Origin of the sequence: Sphingomonas sp. 3-13AW, from assembly GCF_049311085.1 — a bacterium.
Lineage (GTDB): Bacteria > Pseudomonadota > Alphaproteobacteria > Sphingomonadales > Sphingomonadaceae > Sphingomonas.
The window spans coordinates 108,397-126,674 of record NZ_JASNVZ010000002.1 but is presented as its reverse complement, the minus strand read 5'-3'; the positions used below and the strand labels follow the sequence as shown (position 1 = coordinate 126,674).

The following is an 18,278-nucleotide window of genomic DNA, read 5'->3' as shown; positions in this document are numbered from 1 at the left end:
TCATTCTAGGTGAAGCGTAGCGTCCTCCTCCTGTCCGGTGCCCTTCCGCTCTGGCTGGCCTTTGGTGGCGCCGCCATGGCGCAGGATCTTCAGGATCGAGCCGTAGCGCCCCCACCGGCCGAAGCTGCGCCGGCCGAAGCCGCGGCTGCACCGGCGGCCAGTGACGAGATCCGCTTCACGGCCGACCAGGTCGAATATGACAGCGAGACGGATATCGTCACCGCGACCGGTGACGTGCGGATGTTTCGCGAGGGCGACCGGCTGCGCGCCGACAAGGTCAGCTGGAATCGCAAGTCGGGCCAGGTGGTGGCCGAAGGCGATATCGCGGTCACCAACCCGCAGGGCGACGTCGCCTATGGCGACCGCATCGAGCTTACCGATACGCTCAAGGACGGCATGATTCAGAACATGCTCGTCGTCCTGGACGAGGGTGGCCGGATCGCCGCACGCAGTGGCAACCGCAATGCAGGCGGGATCATCCAGGTCGAACAGGCGACCTATAGTCCCTGCGCCGTCACCAACTCCGAGGGATGCCCAAAGCAGCCCTCGTGGCAGATCACTGCCGTACGCGTGACCTACGATCCCACCGATCACCGGATTCGCTATTCAGGCGCCCAGCTCAAGCTGTTCAGCCTGCCGGGCATCCCGCTGCCGTCGTTCAGCCATGTCGTGGGCGGCGGAAGCGCCGGGGGCGTGCTCACGCCATCGCTGCGGATCGACCGGGTGAACGGGCTCGAAGTTACGGTCCCCTATTATTTCGCGCTCGCGCCGAACCGTGACCTGACCGTCACGCCGCACATCTTCACCAACGCCCTGCCGATGCTGCAAGCGGAATACCGGCAGCTGACCGATACCGGCGCATACCGGGTCATCGGCTATGGCACCTATGGCCGCCGTACCGACGCGATGATGGGCAGCGATGGCGAGGTGAACAGCAAGCGTGCATTTCGCGGCTACCTCGATGCCGTGGGCAATTTCCAGCTGGACCCCAATTGGAGCGTCAGCACGTCGCTTCGGCTCCAGACAGACGACACGTTCCTCCGCCGGTACGACATCTCGCGCGAGGACCGGCTGCGCAACAACGTCGCGGTCCAGCGAATCGACGAGAACAGCTACTTCTCGGTCAACGCCTGGGCGGTGCAGACGATGCGCCTTGGCGACAACCAGAAGATGCAGCCAGTGGCGCTTCCGGTGGTCGACTATCGTCGTCGTTTCCAGAACATTGCCGGCGGCGTGCTTCAGCTGCAGGCCAACACGCTGGCGCTGTTCCGCGAGGAGGGCCAGGATACCCAGCGCGCGTTCGCCGCGGCACAATGGGACCTGCGCCGCGTCACCGACTGGGGCCAGCAGCTTACCCTCACGGCCTATGCCCGCGGCGACATCTACAACACGAACGATACGCTGGAGACGATGGTCGCCAGCTATCGCGGCAACGAAGGCATCAGCACACGCGCGATCGGCGCCCTGGCGCTGGATGTCCAGTGGCCGTTCATCGGCGAAGCCTTTGGCGGGACCCAGCGCATCACCCCGCGCCTGCAGACGGTGGTGTCGCCCCGCACCGCAAACCTTTCGGTGCCGAACGAGGATTCCCGCGCAGTCGACCTCGACGACTCGAACATCTTCGCGCTCAACCGGTTCTCCGGCTACGATCGGTTTGAGGACTCCACCCGCTTTACCTACGGTCTCGATTACGCGCTGTTTCTGCCCGGTTTCGAGATCAATGCGTCGGTTGGCCAGAGCTATCGCCTGTCCAATCGCGAGACCATCCTTCCGAGCGGCACCGGCCTCGACGACCGGCTCTCGGACATCGTCGGTCGGACGGAGATCCGCTATCGCGATTTCGTCCAGATCACCCACCGCTACCGCCTCGACAAGGACGGCTTGGCGGTACGGCGTAACGAGATCGACGCCGCCATCGGCTCCCGGCAAACCTACATCCTCGTCGGCTATCTGCGCCTGAACCGCGACATCGACGTCATCGAGGATCTGCAGGATCGCGAGGAACTGCGCGTGGGCGCCCGCGTGAAGATCGGCCGCTTCTGGTCGGCATTCGGCTCCGCGACGATCGACCTGACCGACCAGCGGGAGGACATCTTCTCCGCTTCGGACGGCTTCGATGCCATCCGGCACCGGCTCGGCGTTGCCTATGAGGACGACTGCCTCCGGCTGGGCGCGACGTGGAAGCGCGATTATCAGGACAACGGCGACGCCCGCGGCGGTAACAGCTATCTGCTGACGCTGGCGTTCAAGAACCTGGGCCGCTAAGCCCCTGTTCAGAAGCATGCGGGCAAGAGCGCGCGCTGTAATGTGCACTCGCCGCGCCGCATGGTTGATGAGGTTGAACGCTAGGTGATCAAGAATTTCGTGAACGGGCGCCGGATCCGGAACGCCGCCGCGCTGCTGCTGCTCGCCGGTGCCGCGACCGGCTCGACCCTGTGGGCCCAGACCGTACCCGATGACCAGGCGGGTCCTGCGGCCAACCTCAACCTGCCACAGAACCCGACGATCTTTGGCAAGCAGGATCCCAACGTCCGCAAGGCGACGGCGATCGTGAACAACGCGGTGCTGACCGGCACGGACGTGGATCAGCGCATCGCCCTGGTGGTCGCGCTCAACGACATCAAGCTGAGCCCCCAGGATCGCGACCAGCTTCGCCTGCAGATCGTGCGCCAGCTGATCGACGAGACGCTGCAGATCCAGGAAGCCAAGGCCAACGACATCACCGTCACCCCGGCCGAGATCGACCAGGGTTTCGCCCGCGTGTCGCGCAACTTCAAGCGCACGCCGGACCAGATGCGCGACTATCTCCGCCAGATCGGCTCGTCCGAGAAGTCGATGAAGCGGCAGATCGAGGGCGAACTCGCCTGGAGCCGTCTGCTCCGCAGCCGCGTGGAGCCTTTCATCAACGTCGGCGACGAAGAGGTGAAGGCGATCCTCGACCGTCTCGAGGCGGCCAAGGGTACCGACGAGTATCACCTCAAGGAAATCTATCTGTCCGCGACCCCGGACCGAACTGCCGAGGTGATCGACGCCAGCAAGAAGATCATCGAGCAGATCCGCAAGGGCGCGCCGTTCGAGTATTTCGCGGGCAACTTCTCCGAAGCCTCGACTCGCGCCGTGCAGGGCGACCTCGGCTGGATCCGCCTCGCGACCCTTCCCGCCCCCCTGTCCGAAGCGGCTCAGAGCATGCAGGTCGGCCAGATTGCCGGCCCGATCGAGACCCCGGGCGGCTTTTCGATCCTGTACCTGGTCGACAAGCGCCAGGTGCTGATGGCCGACCCGCGTGACGCGCGCCTGAGCCTTCGCCAGCTTACGAAGAACTTCCCGGCCGGGACGAGCCAGGCACAGGCGGCGAAGCTCGCTGCGCAGTTCGCCGAGGCAACCGGCAAGATCCGCGGTTGCGGCGAGGTGGCCAAGGTGGCGAGCGACCTGGGCGCCGAGGTGGTCGACAACGACTCCGTCCGTATCCGCGACCTGCCGCCGGCCCTCCAGGAGCTGATGGTAAAGCTTCAGGTCGGCGAGGCCACCCAGCCCTTCGGCAGCCCGACTGAGGGCGTGCGCGTGCTGGTGCTGTGCGGCCGCGACGAAAATCGTGCGGCAAGCCTGCCCTCTGCCGAGGCCGTGCAGCAGCAGGTCGAGCAGGAGCGCGTGAACCTTCGCGCCCAGCGCATGCTGCGCGACCTTCGTCGCGACGCGATCGTGGAGTATCGCTGATCGCTAGCGCCGCGCCTTCCGGCGAGCGGATGCCCGAGGCTCCCCCGCTCGCAGTCTCGATGGGCGATCCTGCCGGGATCGGGCCGGAAATTATCGCCAAGGCCTGGGCCGCTCGCCGGCCCCACCGGCTGGCTCCGTTCTTCGCCGTAGGCGATCCGCGCGCGGTCAAGCAGGTCTGGGACGGCCCGATCGTGCCGATCACCGATCCGGATCAGGCCGTGGCGGCGTTCGAGGACGGGTTGCCCGTGATTGCCGCGGCGGACGCCGGTGAGGTCGTTCCGGGGATGCCGGACATCGACGGCGCCCGGTGCGCGCTCCAGTCTCTCGAGCTCGCTGCGGGTCTCGCCCGCTCCTGCGCCGCCGGAGCGGTGGTGACCGGACCCGTGTCGAAGAAGCAGCTCTACGACATCGGCTTTACCTATCCCGGCCAGACCGAGTTCGTCGCCGAGCGCTGCGGCGTGGCGCGCGAGAACGCCGTCATGATGCTCGCTGGTCCGACCCTGCGGGTGGTGCCGATCACGACGCACATCCCGCTCAAGAGCGTCGCCGCGACCATCAGCATTGAGCTCATCGTTGCCAAGGCGCGCGCCACCGCGCGCGGGCTCCAGCGCAACTTCGGCATCGCGGCGCCGCGGCTAGCATTCGCCGGCTTCAACCCGCATGCGGGCGAAGGCGGTGCGATCGGCACCGAAGAGATCGAGTATCTCATCCCCGCGATCGAGCAGTTGAAGGCGGAGGGGATCGATGCCGACGGGCCGTTCGCCGCCGACACGATGTTCCACCCGCGCGCCCGGGCGCTCTATGACGTGGCGCTCTGCCTCTATCATGATCAGGCGCTGATCCCGATCAAGACGCTGCACTTCGACGAGGGCGTGAACATGACGTTGGGCCTGCCGATCGTGCGGACCTCGCCCGATCATGGCACGGCGTTCGGCATCGCCGGCCAGAACCGGGCCGAGCCAGGCGCCATGATCGCCGCGATCCGCATGGCCGCACAGGCCGCGGCGGTGCGGCGCGCCAGCACGATCCAGTAAGCATGGAAGACACGCTGCCCCCGCTTCGGGAGGTCATTCGCCGCCACGGGCTTACCGCCAGCAAGGCGCTGGGCCAGAACTTCCTCTTCGACGGACAGTTGCTCGCGCGGATCGCACGGGTTCCCGGCGATCTTGCGGGGCAAGAAGTGCTCGAGGTCGGTCCCGGCCCCGGCGGCCTCACGCGCGCACTCCTCGCGGCCGGCGCCCAGGTGACGGCGATCGAGCGCGACCGCCGCTGCATCCCGGCGCTGGAAGAACTTGCAGCCGCCTACCCCGGGAAGCTTACGCTCATCGAGGGAGACGCGCTTGAAGTCGACGCGCCCTCATTGTTTCAGGGCAAGCCGCACATCGTTTCGAACCTTCCCTACAACGTAGGAACGGCGCTGCTGATCGGCTGGCTGTCCGGCGAATGGGCACCGTGGTGGCAAAGCCTGACGCTGATGTTCCAGAAGGAAGTTGCCGAGCGGATCGTTTCGCAGGCTGGCGACGATGCCTATGGGCGTCTCGCTGTCCTCGCCCAATGGCGTTCGACCGCCCGGATCGCAATGCCGGTGCACCGCTCGGCATTCACGCCGCCGCCCAAGGTCATGTCCGCCGTGGTCCACATCCTGCCGGCGCCAATGCCGGAGGGTGTCCGGATGGCGACACTGGAACGGATCACCGCCGCCGCCTTCGGCCAGCGTCGCAAGATGCTGCGCCAGAGCCTGAAGCCGGTTCAGGGGGCGCCGGAGGCCGCAGAAGCCATCGGGATCGACCTTACCCGGCGCGCCGAGACGGTCTGCGTCGAGGAATTCGTCGCGCTGGCGCGCGCACTGGATGCGGCGCGCGGCTGAGCGGCTCAGGGCTTTGCGGGTACCGGTGCGTCCTTGGGCGTCGGGGTAACCGACTGCTGCGCCGTTGCTGTCGCGGGCGGGCCCTTTGCGATGGCTGATGCAAGCGCAGTCGCATCGGTGCACTGGTTGCCGCAGAGCTTCCGGATCTTGGCGAGGTTTTCCTCGGCCTTCACGATGGCGCCCTTGGCTACCAGCGCCTCGCCCTGTCCGCGCAGCGCCCGGAGGTCGGTCGGCTCAAGCGCCAGCGCTTCCCGATAGAGGCGTATCGACTGGCCCGGCAGGCCGCGCGCACGGGCGATCTCCGCCAGCGCGATGAAACCCTGGCGATTGCGCGGATCGACCACCAGCGCGGTCTCGATCAATCCGGTCGCGCGGTCGAGCTGCCCGGCGGCGCGGGCGGCCTCCCCCTGCTGGAGCAAGGCCATCGAGCGCGGGTTGATCTGGTCGTCGGGACGCTGCCCGTTCAGCGACGTGGAGATGCTGACCAGCGCCAGCGCGGCCGCCGCCGTCAAGGTGGTGAGGCGCATGATCTTCTCCATAAGCGTCACGGCCGCACGGCTATCATGACCGTGCAAGCCGCGCGACAAAAAAGCCGTCGGTACCATCGTGCAAAGGCGTCAACCGAAGACCGGCGCCATGGGTCCGTCCGGCGCCGGCTTCGACCGGCAACGCACGCCAGTCCGGATGCCGCGCGAGGAACGCGTCCACCTGGTCGCGGCCCTCGTCGTCGAGGAGCGAACAGACGACATAGGTCAGGGTGCCGCCCGGACGCACAAGCCCTTCCGCCACGTCGAGAAGGCGCGCCTGAACGCCGGCGAACCGTGCGAGCCGCTCGGGCGTGAGCCGCCACCGCGCCTCGGGATTACGGCGCCACGTTCCTGTCGCAGAGCAAGGCGCGTCCACCAGGACGAGATCGGCAGTGCCCTGGATGTCGGCCAGCCCCTCCACCTCGCGATTGGGGTTGAGCAACCGGGTCTCGGCGATGGTCACACCTGCGCGCGCGGCCCGCTCCGGCAGCCGCGAAAGCCGACCGCGATCGGTATCGCTCGCGATGATGCGACCGTTGTTCTGCATGCTGGCAGCGAGCGACAGCGTCTTGCCGCCGCCGCCCGCGCATAGATCCACCGCGCACATGCCCGGAGCCGCGCCGGCGATACTGCCGACCAGCTGGCTACCCGCGTCCTGAACCTCGATCCGCCCTTCCCGCCATGCCGGCAGTTGCTCCACGGGCGCATCGGTCGCCAGCCGCAGCGCGTCTGGAGCGAAGGGCAGCGGATCGCCGCCGATCTCTGCCTGCACTTCGGCCCGATCGGCCCGCAGCCGGTTGACGCGCACATCGACCGGCGCGCGGTCCAGCAGCGCCGCGATCTCGTCGGTTCCAAGGCCGGACGCGGCAAACGCGTCGATCAGCCACGCAGGCGCGAGGCCGGGCTCCGCGGCAGGTTCCGCCGGTTCGATCGGAGCCGGCCCATAGGGGGAGCCGTCGAAGCACGCCGCCAGCTCTGGCTGGCTGCGGGCGAGTGCGACCAGCGCCGCACGCCCACTCTCCGGCCGCTCGCCAAAGCTCCGGATCGCCTCATAGACAAGGCTGCGGATCGCCCGCCGGTCCTTGGAGCCGGCGTAGCGGCGCGCCGCGAAGAACCGCTGCGCGATGGTGTCCGCCGCAGCGCCACCACCGCGAGCAGCCTCGATCACGGCGTCCAGCATGTCGATCGCGGCCTGGGTCCGCGCCGCCGGGGTCATTGTCTCGCCTAGTCTGCGCGATCAGCGCGTCGGATAGTTGGGCGCTTCACGGGTGATCGTCACGTCGTGAACATGGCTTTCCCGCAGGCCGGCGCCCGTGATCCGGACGAAGCGGGCACGCTCCTGAAGCTCAGGGATGGTGGGCGATCCGGTGTAGCCCATGGCCGCCTTCACGCCGCCCACGAGCTGGTGGATCACGTCGCGAGCCGGCCCCTTGTACGGCACCTGGCCCTCGATGCCTTCCGGCACCAGCTTCATCTGGTCCTTGATGTCCTGCTGGAAATAGCGGTCCGCCGAACCCCGGGCCATCGCGCCGACCGAGCCCATGCCCCGGTACGACTTGTAAGCGCGCCCCTGGTACAGGAAGGTTTCGCCCGGGGCCTCTTCGGTCCCGGCGAGCAGCGATCCGATCATCACGGCCGATGCACCGGCGGCGAGCGCCTTGGCGACGTCGCCCGACGTGCGGATGCCGCCGTCGGCGATCACCGGAACTCCGGACTTGGCGGCCTCCCGGGCCGCTTCCATGACGGCGGTAAGCTGCGGCACGCCGACACCTGCGACCACGCGCGTGGTGCAGATCGATCCCGGGCCGATGCCGACCTTGATGCCATCGGCACCGGCATCGATCAGGGCGCGGGTCGCCTCTGCGGTCGCGACATTGCCGGCGATCACCTGGACCGAGTTGGACAGCTTCTTCACCCGCTCGACGGCGCGCGCGACTTCGCGGTTATGGCCGTGGGCGGTGTCGATCACGATCAGGTCGCACTCGGCCTCGACCAGCGCGGCAGTGCGGTCATAGCCCTTGTCGCCGACGGTAGTCGCCGCGGCGACGCAGAGCCGACCGGCAGCGTCCTTGGTCGCCGACGGATAGGTCACCGCCTTTTCGATGTCCTTGACGGTGATGAGGCCGACGCAGCGATAGGCTTCATCCACCACCAGCAGCTTCTCGATCCGGCGCTGGTGCAGCAGGCGGCGTGCCTCTTCCTGGCTGACACCGGCGGGGACGGTCGCAAGGTTGTCCCGCGTCATCAGCTCGGCAACCGGTTGCGCCGGGTCGCCGGCAAAGCGCACGTCGCGGTGGGTAAGGATGCCGACCAGCTTGCCCGAGGGATCGGTAACGGGGATGCCGCTGATCCGGTGGCGCTCCATCAGCGCCTGCGCCTCGGCAAGCGGAGCGTCCGACAGGATCGTGATCGGATTGACCACCATGCCGGACTCAAAGCGCTTGACGGCACGCACGGCCGCAACCTGCTGTTCGATGTCCAGATTGCGGTGGAGGACGCCGATGCCGCCCAGCTGCGCCATGACGATCGCCATGTCCGCCTCAGTCACCGTATCCATGGCCGAGGAAAGCACGGGAATGTTGAGTGCGAGGCCGCGGCTCACCCGGGTTCGCGTGTCCGCCTGGCTGGGCAGAACGTCGGATTCTGCCGGGTACAGGAGAACGTCGTCGAAAGTGAGACCGAGAGGGATGTCCATGGGGGCGCCAGATCCTGCGGGAGTCGGAAGTTGGCGGCCCATGTAACCAAGGCTGCCCCCGGGCGCTAGGGGGCGATTGGATCGAGTGCGGCGAAGTGCGCCTGAAGGTAGGCGCTCACTTCCCCGACCAGGGATCCGCCGAAGCGCGGGTTAATCTCCAGCAGCTGAACCCGGCCGCCTTCAAGCTTGTAGTTGAAGCAGCAGGTGCCCTCATATGCCATCACGTCCAGGATGGCGCTGCACAGCGGCAGCGCCAGCGCAGCGTCCGCCGGCACCGTCGCCTTCGCGCGCGCTCCGCCACCGCGCACCGCGAGCGGCGTTCCCATGTCATACCGGTAACAAAGCCGGAAACGGATCTCCCCGTCGATCCGGAGCAGGTGAAGGACATACTCGTCCGCGCCAGCAACGGCACGCTGGTGGAAGGAGTGCGCGTCGATCGGCTCCAGCGCTGCCGCCGCCGCGGCATCCGGCACCATGATGCAGCCGGCACCGAAATCTCCGTGCCGGGACTTCCGGATATAGGGGTAGCTATCGGGTTCCGGCCCAAGCAGCGCCGGCACATGCGCGGCAAAGCCATGGGCGATCAGCCACTGGTTGCAGGCAAGCTTGTCGTCGCACAGCGCCACCAGTTCCGGCGTGGGCAGCACGGCCCGCCGCCGGCCGTCATCGTTGGCGGCGCGCGCGGCTTCGATCTGCGCGATGCTCAGCGGCACGACCAGGTCAAAGGGTGCGAAGTCCGCATGCGCGAGGTCGGCGAAGCTTGGCTCGAACCGGGTGCGATCGATGAAGCGGGCGATCGCGGGCGCCTGGGTCGCATGCTCCCCGAACAGGATCCGACGGCGCATCAGCGGGGGGCACCAGCGCGGGTTAGATGGGGTTTCCTCATCGCGCGGTCATGCTAGCAATGCCGCACGATTCCAAGCGCGGCGGCCTGTGGAACTTCCGCAAGCCACCGCCCCCTTCCTCCGGGAGCCTGCATGACTGTCACTCGCCGCGAACTTCTCGCTGCCGGCGCCGCCACCGTCGCGATCCAGGCGCTGCCTTCCGCGGCCCGCACGGCGCAGAATGCCGATGCAGCAGCAGACACACTGCTTTCCCAGATCGCCGAGGCCCTGCTGGCCGACATGCCTGAGGCCGCCTCCAGCCTTGGGATAGACACCGGCACGCGGGCGGCACTCAAGTCGAAGCTCACCGACCGCTCTCCTGCGGGACAAGCCCTGCTTCGCCGCCACCTCACCGATCACGTGGCCAGGCTTCGCGCCATCGACACGGCCCGGCTTTCCGACGCGAAGCGGACGGACGTGGACGTCGTTCGGACCGCGTTCGAGATCGCGCTCGACGGGCTCGCGCTGCCCTATGGCGATGTCGCGGTCGGCGGATGGCGCAACACGCCCTATGTCGTTGTCCAGAACGTCGGCGCCTATCTCGACATCCCGCGCTTCCTCGACAGCGACCACAAGATCGAGAACCGGGCAGATGCCGACGCCTTTGTCGCCCGCCTGGAATCCTATTCCGATCAGCTCGACGGCGAGACGGAGCGCCTGCGTGCGGCGACGGGCCTCGGCGTGGTCCCGCCCGACTTCCTCCTCGACAAGACGCTGGTCCAGATCGGCAAGAGCCGTCAGGGCGCGGTCACCGACTGGGATGTCTACAAGAGCTATGCGTCGCGCACGGCCGAGATTCCCGGTGCAGATGCCAAGGCGATAGCGCGGCTGCTTGACGAGAAGGTCCGCCCGGCACTGCTGCGGCAGGAGGCGGCGTTGCAGGCGCAGCGCGCGAAGGCCACCAGCGACGCTGGCGTGTGGAAGCTGCCCCAGGGCGACGCCTTTTACGCCTGGGCGCTGCGTGCCTCGACCACCACCAACATGACGCCCGACGAAGTCCATGCGATGGGCCGCGAGGAACTCGCGCGGCTGCAGGGCGAGATGGACACGATCCTGAAGCCGCTCGGCTATACCAAGGGAACGGTCGGCGAGCGGATGACTGCTCTGGGCAAGGATCCGCGCTTCCTCTTCCCCAACGACGACAAGGGCCGCGAGCAGATCGTCGCGCTGCTGACGGACCGGATCAACGACATGCGCTCCCGCATGCCGCGCGCCTTCAACACGCTGGTGCCGGGCCGGGCAGAGGTCCGCCGCATTCCGATGGTGGAGGAAGCGGGCGCGCCCGGCGCCTATGGCGGCCCCGGCTCGATCGACGGCAGCGTGCCGGGCAAGCTCTGGATCAACCTGCGCACCACCGAAATCTGGCCGCGCTACGCCCTTCCGACCCTGTCCTATCACGAGGCGATCCCGGGCCACATCTGGCAGGGTGAATATACCTTCCGCCTGCCGCTGATGCGCTCGCTCTTAGGCTTCAACGCCTTTTCGGAAGGCTGGGCGCTGTATGGCGAGCAGCTTGGCGACGAACTCGGCGTGTACGAGAACGACCCCGTCGGTCGGCTCGGCTACCTCCAGTCGATCGCGTTCCGTGCCTGCCGCCTGGTCGTCGACAGCGGCATTCATGCCAAGCGCTGGACCCGCGACCATGCCATCCAGTGGTTCGCAACCACGAACGGCTCCAGCGTCGCCGAGGTCAGCGGCGAGGTTGACCGCTATTGCTCCTGGCCCGGGCAGGCGTGCGGCTACAAGGTCGGCCATTCCGAGATCAACCGGCTGCGCGCAAAGGCCCAGGCCGCGCTGGCCAACCGCTATGATTTCCGCGCCTTTAACGACGCGGTGGTGACGGGCGGCGGCGTGCCGATGACGGTGCTGGAACGCAACGTCGACGCGTTCATCGCAAAGGCGCGAGGTTGAGCCGCCCTCCCCTTTGCGATACCCGCGTCCGGTGAAGCAACCAAAGGCACGGCATGACAGCGACCATCGCGCTCGTCGATGACGACCGCAACATCCTGACTTCAGTGTCCATCGCGCTGCAGGCGGATGGGTTTGCGACGCGCGTCTATTCGGATGGCGAAGCCGCGCTGAAGGCGCTGGTCGACAATCCGCCAGACCTGGCCGTGCTCGACATCAAGATGCCCAAGATGGACGGGCTGGAGCTGCTGCGGCGCCTGCGGGAAAAAAGCTCGGTCCCGGTGATCTTCCTGACCTCAAAGGACGATGAGCTGGACGAAGCGCTCGGCCTCGCCATGGGTGCCGACGACTATATCGCAAAGCCCTTCTCCCAGCGGCTCCTGATCGCGCGCATCCGGGCGATCCTGCGGCGGGCGGAGACGCCGATGGCAGCGAGCGGCACCGGCGAGGAGTCCGCGCAGCCAGTGCTTGTCCGCGGACGGCTTTCGATGGATCCTGCGCGCCACCGCGTCACCTGGGACGACAGGGTCGTAACGCTGACCGTCACCGAGTTCCTGATCCTGGAAACGCTGGCGCAGCGTCCCGGCATCGTGAAGACGCGGAACCAGTTGATGGATGCGGCCTATCAGGACGACATCTATGTCGATGACCGTACCATCGACAGCCACATCAAGCGCATCCGGCGCAAGTTCCGGCAAGTCGACAACGAGTTCGACGCGATCGAGACGCTTTATGGCGCCGGCTACCGTTTCTCCGAAGAGTGACGAGGAGGCGCTGACGCCCCGCCGGTCGGGGCGGGTCTCCCTCACTCCCCGCATCCTGTTCGTCAACATCTTCGCCCTCGCACTGGTCGCGGGCGGTTTCTTCTACCTCGACAGCTTTCGCGCGCGCATTCTCGACGCTCGGGTCAGCCGTTCGGAGCGGGAAATCGCCCTCATCGGCGAAGCGTTGCGCGCCGTGGCGCCGGATGCGCGGCCCGCCCTCCTCCTGCGCATGGCGCGCGCGCAGGGCTCTCGGCTGCGCGTCTATGACGCCGCCGGCGTCGAGCGCTTCGACAGCCGGGATGAAGGCGTCCAGAATTTCCGTCTGCGCGATCCCGACAAGGAGCCCTGGCAGCAGGACGTTGCACGACTTCTGGATGCGCTGATCGACACGGTGGCCGGGACCCGCCGCGCGCCGCTCTACCGCGAACGCGGCGAGGCCGAAGGCTTGAAGTGGCCGGAGGTTCGCAGCGCCGTCGCCACCGGCCGGGGCGTGGCGTCGGTCTGGCGTGCGCCGGATCGCACGCCCGTCATCACCGCTGCCGCCCCCTTGGCTGCCGGCATGACCCTTCACACGACGGTGGACGCGCGCGACATCGTCCAGACAGTGCGGGCGGAGCGTCTTCGGCTGAGCGTCGTCCTGCTGGTCGTCGCGCTCGTCTCCATCCTGCTCTCGCTGTTTCTTGCGCGGACCATCGTGCAGCCCCTCCGCCTGCTGGCCCGGGCCGCGGTTCGCGTCCGCCTGGGCCGTGCGCGCGAGGTGGTGGTGCCTCGCCTGCCCTATCGTCGCGATGAAATCGGCATGCTGGCCCGCGCTCTGTCCGACATGAGCAGCGCGTTGCGCCAGCGGATCGATGCGACCGAAGCCTTTGCGGCGGACGTTACGCACGAGTTGAAGAACCCGCTGGCGTCGTTGCGATCGGCGATGGATAGCCTGGACCACGTCCGCGATCCCGCGCTTCAGGAACGCCTGATGGCGATCATGCGCGACGACGTGCACCGGCTCGATCGCCTGATCAGCGATATCTCGGACGCATCGCGGCTCGACGCGCAGCTCAGCCGCGCCAAGTTCGAGCCGATCGACATCGCGGCGCTGCTGCAAGCGCTGGTCCGGCTGCGGGCCGAGCGCGACGCGGTCCGGGGCGTCCGCATCCGCTTCGACCAGCTGACGGAGGGACCGCTGCTCGTGTCGGGCGAAGGCTCGCGACTGGAGCGCGTGTTCGAGAACCTGCTCGACAACGCGGTCTCCTTCTCACCCGACGATGGCCTGGTGACGGTGTCCGCGATCGCGGAGGACGGGAACATCATTGTCCGGGTCGAGGATGAAGGGCCGGGCGTTCCCGAGGAGGCGCGCGACGCGATCTTCCGGCGCTTCCATTCCGTTCGTCCCGCCAGCGAAGCGTTCGGCATCCATTCGGGCCTCGGCCTTGCTATCGCGCGCACCATCGTCGAAGGACATGGCGGTATGATCGCAGTCGAATCCCGGGAAGATCGCCTGAGCGGAGCGCGCTTCGTCGTACGGCTGCCGCAGGTTCCGGCGTGACCGCTCCGACAGAGACGCTCCACGCCTGCTGCGTGGCGATCAACGGCCAGGGCGTGTTGATCGAAGGCGCATCGGGCGCCGGCAAATCCGATCTGACCCTTCGCCTCGTGGATCGGGGGGCCGAACTGGTCAGCGACGACTATACGCTGCTGGAGCGGGACGGCGCGCAACTCCTGGGCCGCGCGCCAGTAAGCATTGCCGGGCGGATCGAAATACGGGGCATCGGCATTGTCAATTTGCCCTATCGCAAGGAGGTAGCTGTCGCCATGTTGGTCCGGATCGAGCCGTTGCCCGAGCGTTTGCCGGAACGGCCCGAACGTCGCCGGGTCGCAGGCATAGAGCTTCCCGTGGTGGCGCTGCCGGCGCTGGAGCCTTCCGCGCCGATCAAGGTGGAACTTGCTCTGCGCATGCTGGCGGCCGCGGCATGACCGCCCCGGCCGACCCGCAACGCATCCTCCTCGTGACCGGGCTCTCCGGCGCGGGCAAATCGACCGTGCTCAAGACGCTTGAGGACCTTGGTTGGGAGGTCGTCGACAACCTTCCGCTGCTATTGCTCGACCGGTTGCTCGCGACCGAGCAGCCCGTAACCCACCGGGACGGCGGGCAGCCGTTGGCGCTGGGCATCGGGTCGCGTACTCGGGGTTTCGACGCCGAGAGCATCGTCCGTCGGATCAAGCGGCTGAACGACGAAGGCCAGCGCGACGTCAGCACACTGTTTCTCGACTGCGCGGGCAGCGAGCTTGAACGGCGGTATTCGGAGACGCGCCGGCGCCACCCCCTCGCCCTCGATCGGCCGGCAAGTGACGGCATCGCGCGCGAGCGTGAGCTGCTCGCACCACTTCGGCATACGGCAGGCCAGCTGATCGACACGACCGACATGTCGGCCGCCGACCTCGCGAAGCAGGTCCGCTCGACCTACGCGATCCCCGGCCATGGCGAGCCGACGCTGTCGGTGATGTCGTTTGGCTTCGCTCGCGGCTTGCCGAGAAACGCGGATATCGTCCTCGACATGCGCTTCCTGCGAAATCCGCATTGGGTGCCCGAACTACGCCCCGGAACGGGACAGGATGCCGATGTTGCCGCCTATGTCGCCGATGATCCCGCCTATCCTGCGTCGATGGCGGCGATCGAAACGCTCCTGGGTATCCTGCTTCCGCGCTACCGGGCCGAAGGAAAGGCCTATGTTACGGTCGCGTTCGGGTGTACCGGGGGGCGGCATCGTTCGGTCCACGTCGCAGAACGAATGGCGTCATGGTTGCGCGACGCAGGATTTTCGCCCACGGTTACCCACCGCGATCTGGGAATGAAGCCCCAGAACTCGCTGGAGGGTGCGCCACAGGCTCCATGAACTGCTCGGGGGCTCGAGAGAAATGATCGGCTTGGTACTCGTGACGCACGGGCGGCTCGCAGAAGAGTTCGTCGTCGCGATGGAGCATGTCGTTGGCCAGCAGGAACGGATTGCCGCCGTCTGCATCGGCCCGGACGACGACATGGAAGAACGCCGCGCGGACATTGCGCGCGGCATCGACGAGGTGAACGACGGCAGCGGCGTGATCGTCCTGACCGATCTGTTCGGCGGCACCCCGTCCAATCTCGCGATTTCGTTGATGGAGACCGGGCGGATCGAGGTGATCGCAGGTATCAACCTGCCGATGCTGATCCGGCTGGGCGGCGCACGCAAGACGATGAAGGTCGTCGAGGCTGTCGCCGCCGCGCGCGATGCCGGCCGCAAATATATTTCAGTCGCTTCCGAGGTCCTGGGAGAAGCTGCCGCATGAGCGAAGTCCGCCGTGAAGTCCGCATCGCAAACCGCCGGGGGCTGCACGCGCGCGCCAGTGCCAAATTCGTGACGCTCGCCTCGACCCAGCCCATTGCGTTGACCGTCGAAAAGGACGGGACGGAAGTCACCGCGACCTCGATCATGGGGCTGATGATGCTGGGTGCCGCAATGGGCGACACCATCGTCATCAGCGGCAAGGGCCCCGAGGCCGACCGCGTGGTTGGAGAGATGGTGGCGCTGGTAGAGGATCGTTTCGGCGAGGATTGATCCTCGCTGCTTGTGTCATGCCCAGAGAAATCACTGCCTTCTCGAACCCGCTGGTAAAGCGGGTCCGCACGCTTCGCGACAAGAAGCATCGCCGCGACGAGGGTCTTTTCCTCGCCGAAGGTCTGCGTATCCTCACCGAGGCACGCGAAGCCGGCTATTTGCCACGCTACCTGTTCTACACCCGCGCGAGTGCAGATCATGCGTTGGTGCGTCCCCTGGTCACGGCCTGCGAAGCGGCCGGCGGCGAAGCGATCGAAACCAATGCCGACATCCTGTCGAAGCTGTCGGGCAAGGACAATCCCGGAGCCGTGCTGGGCGTCTATGACGAACTGCCAGCCACGCTGGACCGACTGGACCGTAGCACCGCATCCCTCTGGCTCGTGGCCGAGCGACTTCGCGACCCCGGCAACCTGGGCACGATCCTGCGCACGGCCGACGCGACCGGCGCGGGCGGCGTCATCCTGCTCGACGACTGCGTGGATCCCTTTTCGGTGGAGGCGGTACGCGCGAGCATGGGCGCGATCTTCACCGTTCCGCTTGCTCGCGCGCGGTGGGACGAGTTCCAGCCATGGCTCCGCTCCGGCCCCGGCCAGTTGGTCGGCTTGAGCCTCGATACCGACCACGACTACCGTGCGCCGCCCTATGCGGCGCCGGTGTTCCTGCTCACCGGTAACGAGGCGCAGGGAATGCCCGATTTCATGGCGGCCGAATGCGACCTGCTGGTCAAGATCCCCATGCGCGGAAAGGCCGATAGCCTCAACGCCGCGGTCGCTACTGCCGTAATGGCCTACACGGTGCTCGACCGTCTTGAGCATAGCCCGGGCAGCTGAGACACCTTCAACATGCTGTCAGGATTTCCCTGCAGCATGTTGAACTAGCGGGCATTTACTCCGCAGCCGCGGACTCCACCTCTGTGAGAACCGGAGCAAGTTTGGTGAGCGGGCGCGTGTTCTGCTCGACCACCGGCAGCGGGTCGATCGCCTTCCCCCCGGTATCGATGTTGAGCGCTTCGAACCGGCGTGCGGACGTCAGCACCTGGGACTCCAGGCTTCCGACAAAGGCGTTGTAGGCGCTGGTCGCCGTCTCCAGGTTCTTGCCGAGCTTCGCGACGTGCGTCCCCATCGTGCAGAGCCGGCTATGGAGCTCCTTGCCCAGTTCCGCGATCTGCCGCGCCTCGCCCGCCAGCTTCTCCTGCCGCCACACTGCCGCGACGGTTCGCGCAATGGCGATCAGGTTGGTCGGGGTCGCGATCAGGACCCGCCGCTCGAACGCGAAGTCCCAGAGGTCCGGGGCGTGTTCCAGCGCAGCGGACAGGAAGTGCTCGCCCGGCACGAACATGATGACGTAATCCGGCGTATCGTCGAACTGCGCCTGGTACGCCTTGGCACCTAGCTGGGTGATGTGGGTCTTCATGGACGCCACATGCGCTTGCATATGGGTCGCACGCTCCCGCTCATCGAGCGCGCCATGCGCGTCCTGATAGGCGTTGAGCGACACCTTCGCGTCGATCACCAGGCTCTTGCCGCCGGGTACGCGGACGATGGCGTCCGGACGCAGCCGCCCGCCCTCGCTCTCGACGCTGACTTCCATCGCGAAATCGGTGTGCTCGGCAAGGCCGCAGGTCTCCAGCACGTTACGAAGCTGCTGCTCGCCCCAGCGACCCCGCGCCTTGGGAGCCGAACGGAGCGCGTTGACCAGCTTTGCCGCTTCGCTCTTCACCGACTCCTGGCCGATGCGCATCGCCTCCATGAGGCCGGCCAGGTTGCCGTATGCTTCCTTGCGCTCACCCTCGACCTTGCTGACATTCTGCTCATAGCGCTTGAGCGTCTGTTCGACCGGCCCGAGCAGCGCCTTCAGCTTCATCTCGTTCGACTCGCCGGCCTGGTGGAAGCGCTCGTTGGCGCGCTCCAGGAACGACCGCTGGGCGCCGTCGAGCATCACTTGCGCAGTTTCGCGGAACTGCGCCGTCATCGCCTCTCGCGCGTCCTTGAATTCGCTCAGCCGCTCCTCGAAGGCCGCTGCCGTTGCCTTTAGCCGGGCATGCTCCAAGCGTTCTGCCTCCAGCTCCCGGCGGAAGGTGTCGGCTTCCTCGCGCAGCCGAACCGCGTCCTTCGCGCGCTCGGTTGCAAGCGCCAGGTCCGCGATCGCCGCCTTGAAGTCGCCCTCGCGCCGATCGCGCTCGCTCCGAGCCTCGGCGACGCCGCGCTGTCCCAGGAACCAGCCAATCGCCAGCCCCGCAACCATCGCCAGCACGACCACCAGCAGAACCACCGCATCCATTCCAAAGCACCTCAAAGCGAACGAACCCGGAACTTACGCGGACCCACCGACG

The 18,278-nt window shown here is 67.1% G+C and carries 17 protein-coding genes; 12 read left to right on the top strand and 5 right to left on the bottom strand.

The annotated features are described in order from the left end of the window. The first annotated feature begins 75 nt into the window (after positions 1 to 75). From QP045_RS03800 to rsmA, 4 genes are all read left to right on the top strand, one after another. Positions 76 to 2,265, top strand: a complete 2,190-nt coding sequence (locus tag QP045_RS03800; RefSeq protein WP_422513870.1) for an LPS-assembly protein LptD — start codon at positions 76 to 78, stop codon at positions 2,263 to 2,265. Between the two features lie 84 nt (positions 2,266 to 2,349). Then, positions 2,350 to 3,714: a peptidylprolyl isomerase gene (locus tag QP045_RS03795; protein WP_422513631.1), complete on the top strand. Its 1,365-nt coding sequence runs from the start codon at positions 2,350 to 2,352 to the stop codon at positions 3,712 to 3,714. Between the two features lie 29 nt (positions 3,715 to 3,743). Then, a complete protein-coding gene (gene pdxA, locus QP045_RS03790) occupies positions 3,744 to 4,748 on the top strand; it encodes a 4-hydroxythreonine-4-phosphate dehydrogenase PdxA (protein ID WP_422513630.1) in 1,005 nt (334 codons plus the stop codon). A gap of 2 nt (positions 4,749 to 4,750) precedes the next feature. Beyond that, on the top strand, positions 4,751 to 5,581 hold the full coding sequence (gene rsmA, locus QP045_RS03785) for a 16S rRNA (adenine(1518)-N(6)/adenine(1519)-N(6))-dimethyltransferase RsmA (protein ID WP_422513629.1): 831 nt from the start codon (positions 4,751 to 4,753) through the stop codon (positions 5,579 to 5,581). 5 nt (positions 5,582 to 5,586) lie between these two features. Here rsmA and QP045_RS03780 read toward each other — a convergent pair whose 3' ends face one another. The 4 genes from QP045_RS03780 to QP045_RS03765 all read right to left on the bottom strand — a co-directional run bounded on the left by QP045_RS03780 (position 5,587) and on the right by QP045_RS03765 (position 9,648). Then, a complete protein-coding gene (locus QP045_RS03780; protein WP_422513628.1) occupies positions 5,587 to 6,120 on the bottom strand; it encodes a hypothetical protein in 534 nt (177 codons plus the stop codon). 22 nt (positions 6,121 to 6,142) lie between these two features. Further along, complete coding sequence (locus QP045_RS03775) at positions 6,143 to 7,324, bottom strand: RsmB/NOP family class I SAM-dependent RNA methyltransferase (RefSeq protein WP_422513627.1); 1,182 nt, start codon at positions 7,322 to 7,324, stop codon at positions 6,143 to 6,145. A 21-nt stretch (positions 7,325 to 7,345) separates the two neighbouring features. Then, positions 7,346 to 8,803, bottom strand: coding sequence for an IMP dehydrogenase (gene guaB, locus QP045_RS03770; protein ID WP_422513626.1), 1,458 nt, complete (start codon positions 8,801 to 8,803; stop codon positions 7,346 to 7,348). Between the two features lie 65 nt (positions 8,804 to 8,868). Further along, positions 8,869 to 9,648: a hypothetical protein gene (locus QP045_RS03765; protein WP_422513625.1), complete on the bottom strand. Its 780-nt coding sequence runs from the start codon at positions 9,646 to 9,648 to the stop codon at positions 8,869 to 8,871. Positions 9,649 to 9,780: 132 nt separating this feature from the next. Here QP045_RS03765 and QP045_RS03760 point away from each other — a divergent pair, with 132 nt between their 5' ends. The 8 genes from QP045_RS03760 to QP045_RS03725 are packed head-to-tail and all read left to right on the top strand — an operon-like array spanning position 9,781 to position 16,776. Further along, the gene (locus tag QP045_RS03760) at positions 9,781 to 11,598 is read left to right on the top strand and encodes a DUF885 domain-containing protein (protein ID WP_422513624.1); all 1,818 of its coding nucleotides are present in this window, start codon (positions 9,781 to 9,783) and stop codon (positions 11,596 to 11,598) included. 53 nt (positions 11,599 to 11,651) lie between these two features. Beyond that, on the top strand, positions 11,652 to 12,359 hold the full coding sequence (locus tag QP045_RS03755) for a response regulator (RefSeq protein WP_422513623.1): 708 nt from the start codon (positions 11,652 to 11,654) through the stop codon (positions 12,357 to 12,359). Beyond that, positions 12,328 to 13,899, top strand: coding sequence for a stimulus-sensing domain-containing protein (locus tag QP045_RS03750; RefSeq protein WP_422513622.1), 1,572 nt, complete (start codon positions 12,328 to 12,330; stop codon positions 13,897 to 13,899). Before QP045_RS03755 ends, QP045_RS03750 begins: the two co-directional genes overlap by 32 nt. Continuing rightward, positions 13,896 to 14,327, top strand: coding sequence for an HPr kinase/phosphorylase (locus QP045_RS03745; RefSeq protein ID WP_422513621.1), 432 nt, complete (start codon positions 13,896 to 13,898; stop codon positions 14,325 to 14,327). Before QP045_RS03750 ends, QP045_RS03745 begins: the two co-directional genes overlap by 4 nt. Then, the gene (gene rapZ / locus QP045_RS03740) at positions 14,324 to 15,247 is read left to right on the top strand and encodes an RNase adapter RapZ (protein ID WP_422513620.1); all 924 of its coding nucleotides are present in this window, start codon (positions 14,324 to 14,326) and stop codon (positions 15,245 to 15,247) included. Before QP045_RS03745 ends, rapZ begins: the two co-directional genes overlap by 4 nt. A 22-nt stretch (positions 15,248 to 15,269) precedes the next feature. Next, positions 15,270 to 15,677: a PTS sugar transporter subunit IIA gene (locus QP045_RS03735; RefSeq protein WP_422513619.1), complete on the top strand. Its 408-nt coding sequence runs from the start codon at positions 15,270 to 15,272 to the stop codon at positions 15,675 to 15,677. Beyond that, positions 15,674 to 15,946 (top strand): HPr family phosphocarrier protein, encoded by a 273-nt coding sequence (locus tag QP045_RS03730; protein ID WP_422513618.1) that lies wholly within the window; start codon positions 15,674 to 15,676, stop codon positions 15,944 to 15,946. Before QP045_RS03735 ends, QP045_RS03730 begins: the two co-directional genes overlap by 4 nt. Before the next feature lie 17 nt (positions 15,947 to 15,963). Beyond that, complete coding sequence (locus QP045_RS03725; protein ID WP_422513617.1) at positions 15,964 to 16,776, top strand: TrmH family RNA methyltransferase; 813 nt, start codon at positions 15,964 to 15,966, stop codon at positions 16,774 to 16,776. A 55-nt stretch (positions 16,777 to 16,831) separates the two neighbouring features. Here the strand turns inward: QP045_RS03725 and QP045_RS03720 are convergent, their stop codons facing one another. Beyond that, entirely contained in the window at positions 16,832 to 18,226 is a 1,395-nt protein-coding gene (locus QP045_RS03720) for a DNA recombination protein RmuC (protein ID WP_422513616.1), read from the bottom strand. Positions 18,227 to 18,278: the final 52 nt, after the last annotated feature.

Excerpts from the sequence above, each read along its gene's own strand:
- QP045_RS03735 (WP_422513619.1), top strand. The coding sequence starts at position 15,270 with ATGATCGGCTTGGTACTCGTGACGCACGGGCGGCTCGCAGAAGAGTTC.
- QP045_RS03780 (WP_422513628.1), bottom strand. The coding sequence starts at position 6,120 with ATGGAGAAGATCATGCGCCTCACCACCTTGACGGCGGCGGCCGCGCTG.
- QP045_RS03760 (WP_422513624.1), top strand. The coding sequence starts at position 9,781 with ATGACTGTCACTCGCCGCGAACTTCTCGCTGCCGGCGCCGCCACCGTC.
- QP045_RS03775 (WP_422513627.1), bottom strand. The coding sequence starts at position 7,324 with ATGACCCCGGCGGCGCGGACCCAGGCCGCGATCGACATGCTGGACGCC.
- QP045_RS03750 (WP_422513622.1), top strand. The coding sequence starts at position 12,328 with ATGGCGCCGGCTACCGTTTCTCCGAAGAGTGACGAGGAGGCGCTGACG.
- rapZ (WP_422513620.1), top strand. The coding sequence starts at position 14,324 with ATGACCGCCCCGGCCGACCCGCAACGCATCCTCCTCGTGACCGGGCTC.
- pdxA (WP_422513630.1), top strand. The coding sequence starts at position 3,744 with ATGCCCGAGGCTCCCCCGCTCGCAGTCTCGATGGGCGATCCTGCCGGG.
- rsmA (WP_422513629.1), top strand. The coding sequence starts at position 4,751 with ATGGAAGACACGCTGCCCCCGCTTCGGGAGGTCATTCGCCGCCACGGG.
- guaB (WP_422513626.1), bottom strand. The coding sequence starts at position 8,803 with ATGGACATCCCTCTCGGTCTCACTTTCGACGACGTTCTCCTGTACCCG.
- QP045_RS03720 (WP_422513616.1), bottom strand. The coding sequence starts at position 18,226 with ATGGATGCGGTGGTTCTGCTGGTGGTCGTGCTGGCGATGGTTGCGGGG.
- QP045_RS03725 (WP_422513617.1), top strand. The coding sequence starts at position 15,964 with ATGCCCAGAGAAATCACTGCCTTCTCGAACCCGCTGGTAAAGCGGGTC.
- QP045_RS03755 (WP_422513623.1), top strand. The coding sequence starts at position 11,652 with ATGACAGCGACCATCGCGCTCGTCGATGACGACCGCAACATCCTGACT.
- QP045_RS03730 (WP_422513618.1), top strand. The coding sequence starts at position 15,674 with ATGAGCGAAGTCCGCCGTGAAGTCCGCATCGCAAACCGCCGGGGGCTG.
- QP045_RS03765 (WP_422513625.1), bottom strand. The coding sequence starts at position 9,648 with ATGCGCCGTCGGATCCTGTTCGGGGAGCATGCGACCCAGGCGCCCGCG.
- QP045_RS03800 (WP_422513870.1), top strand. The coding sequence starts at position 76 with ATGGCGCAGGATCTTCAGGATCGAGCCGTAGCGCCCCCACCGGCCGAA.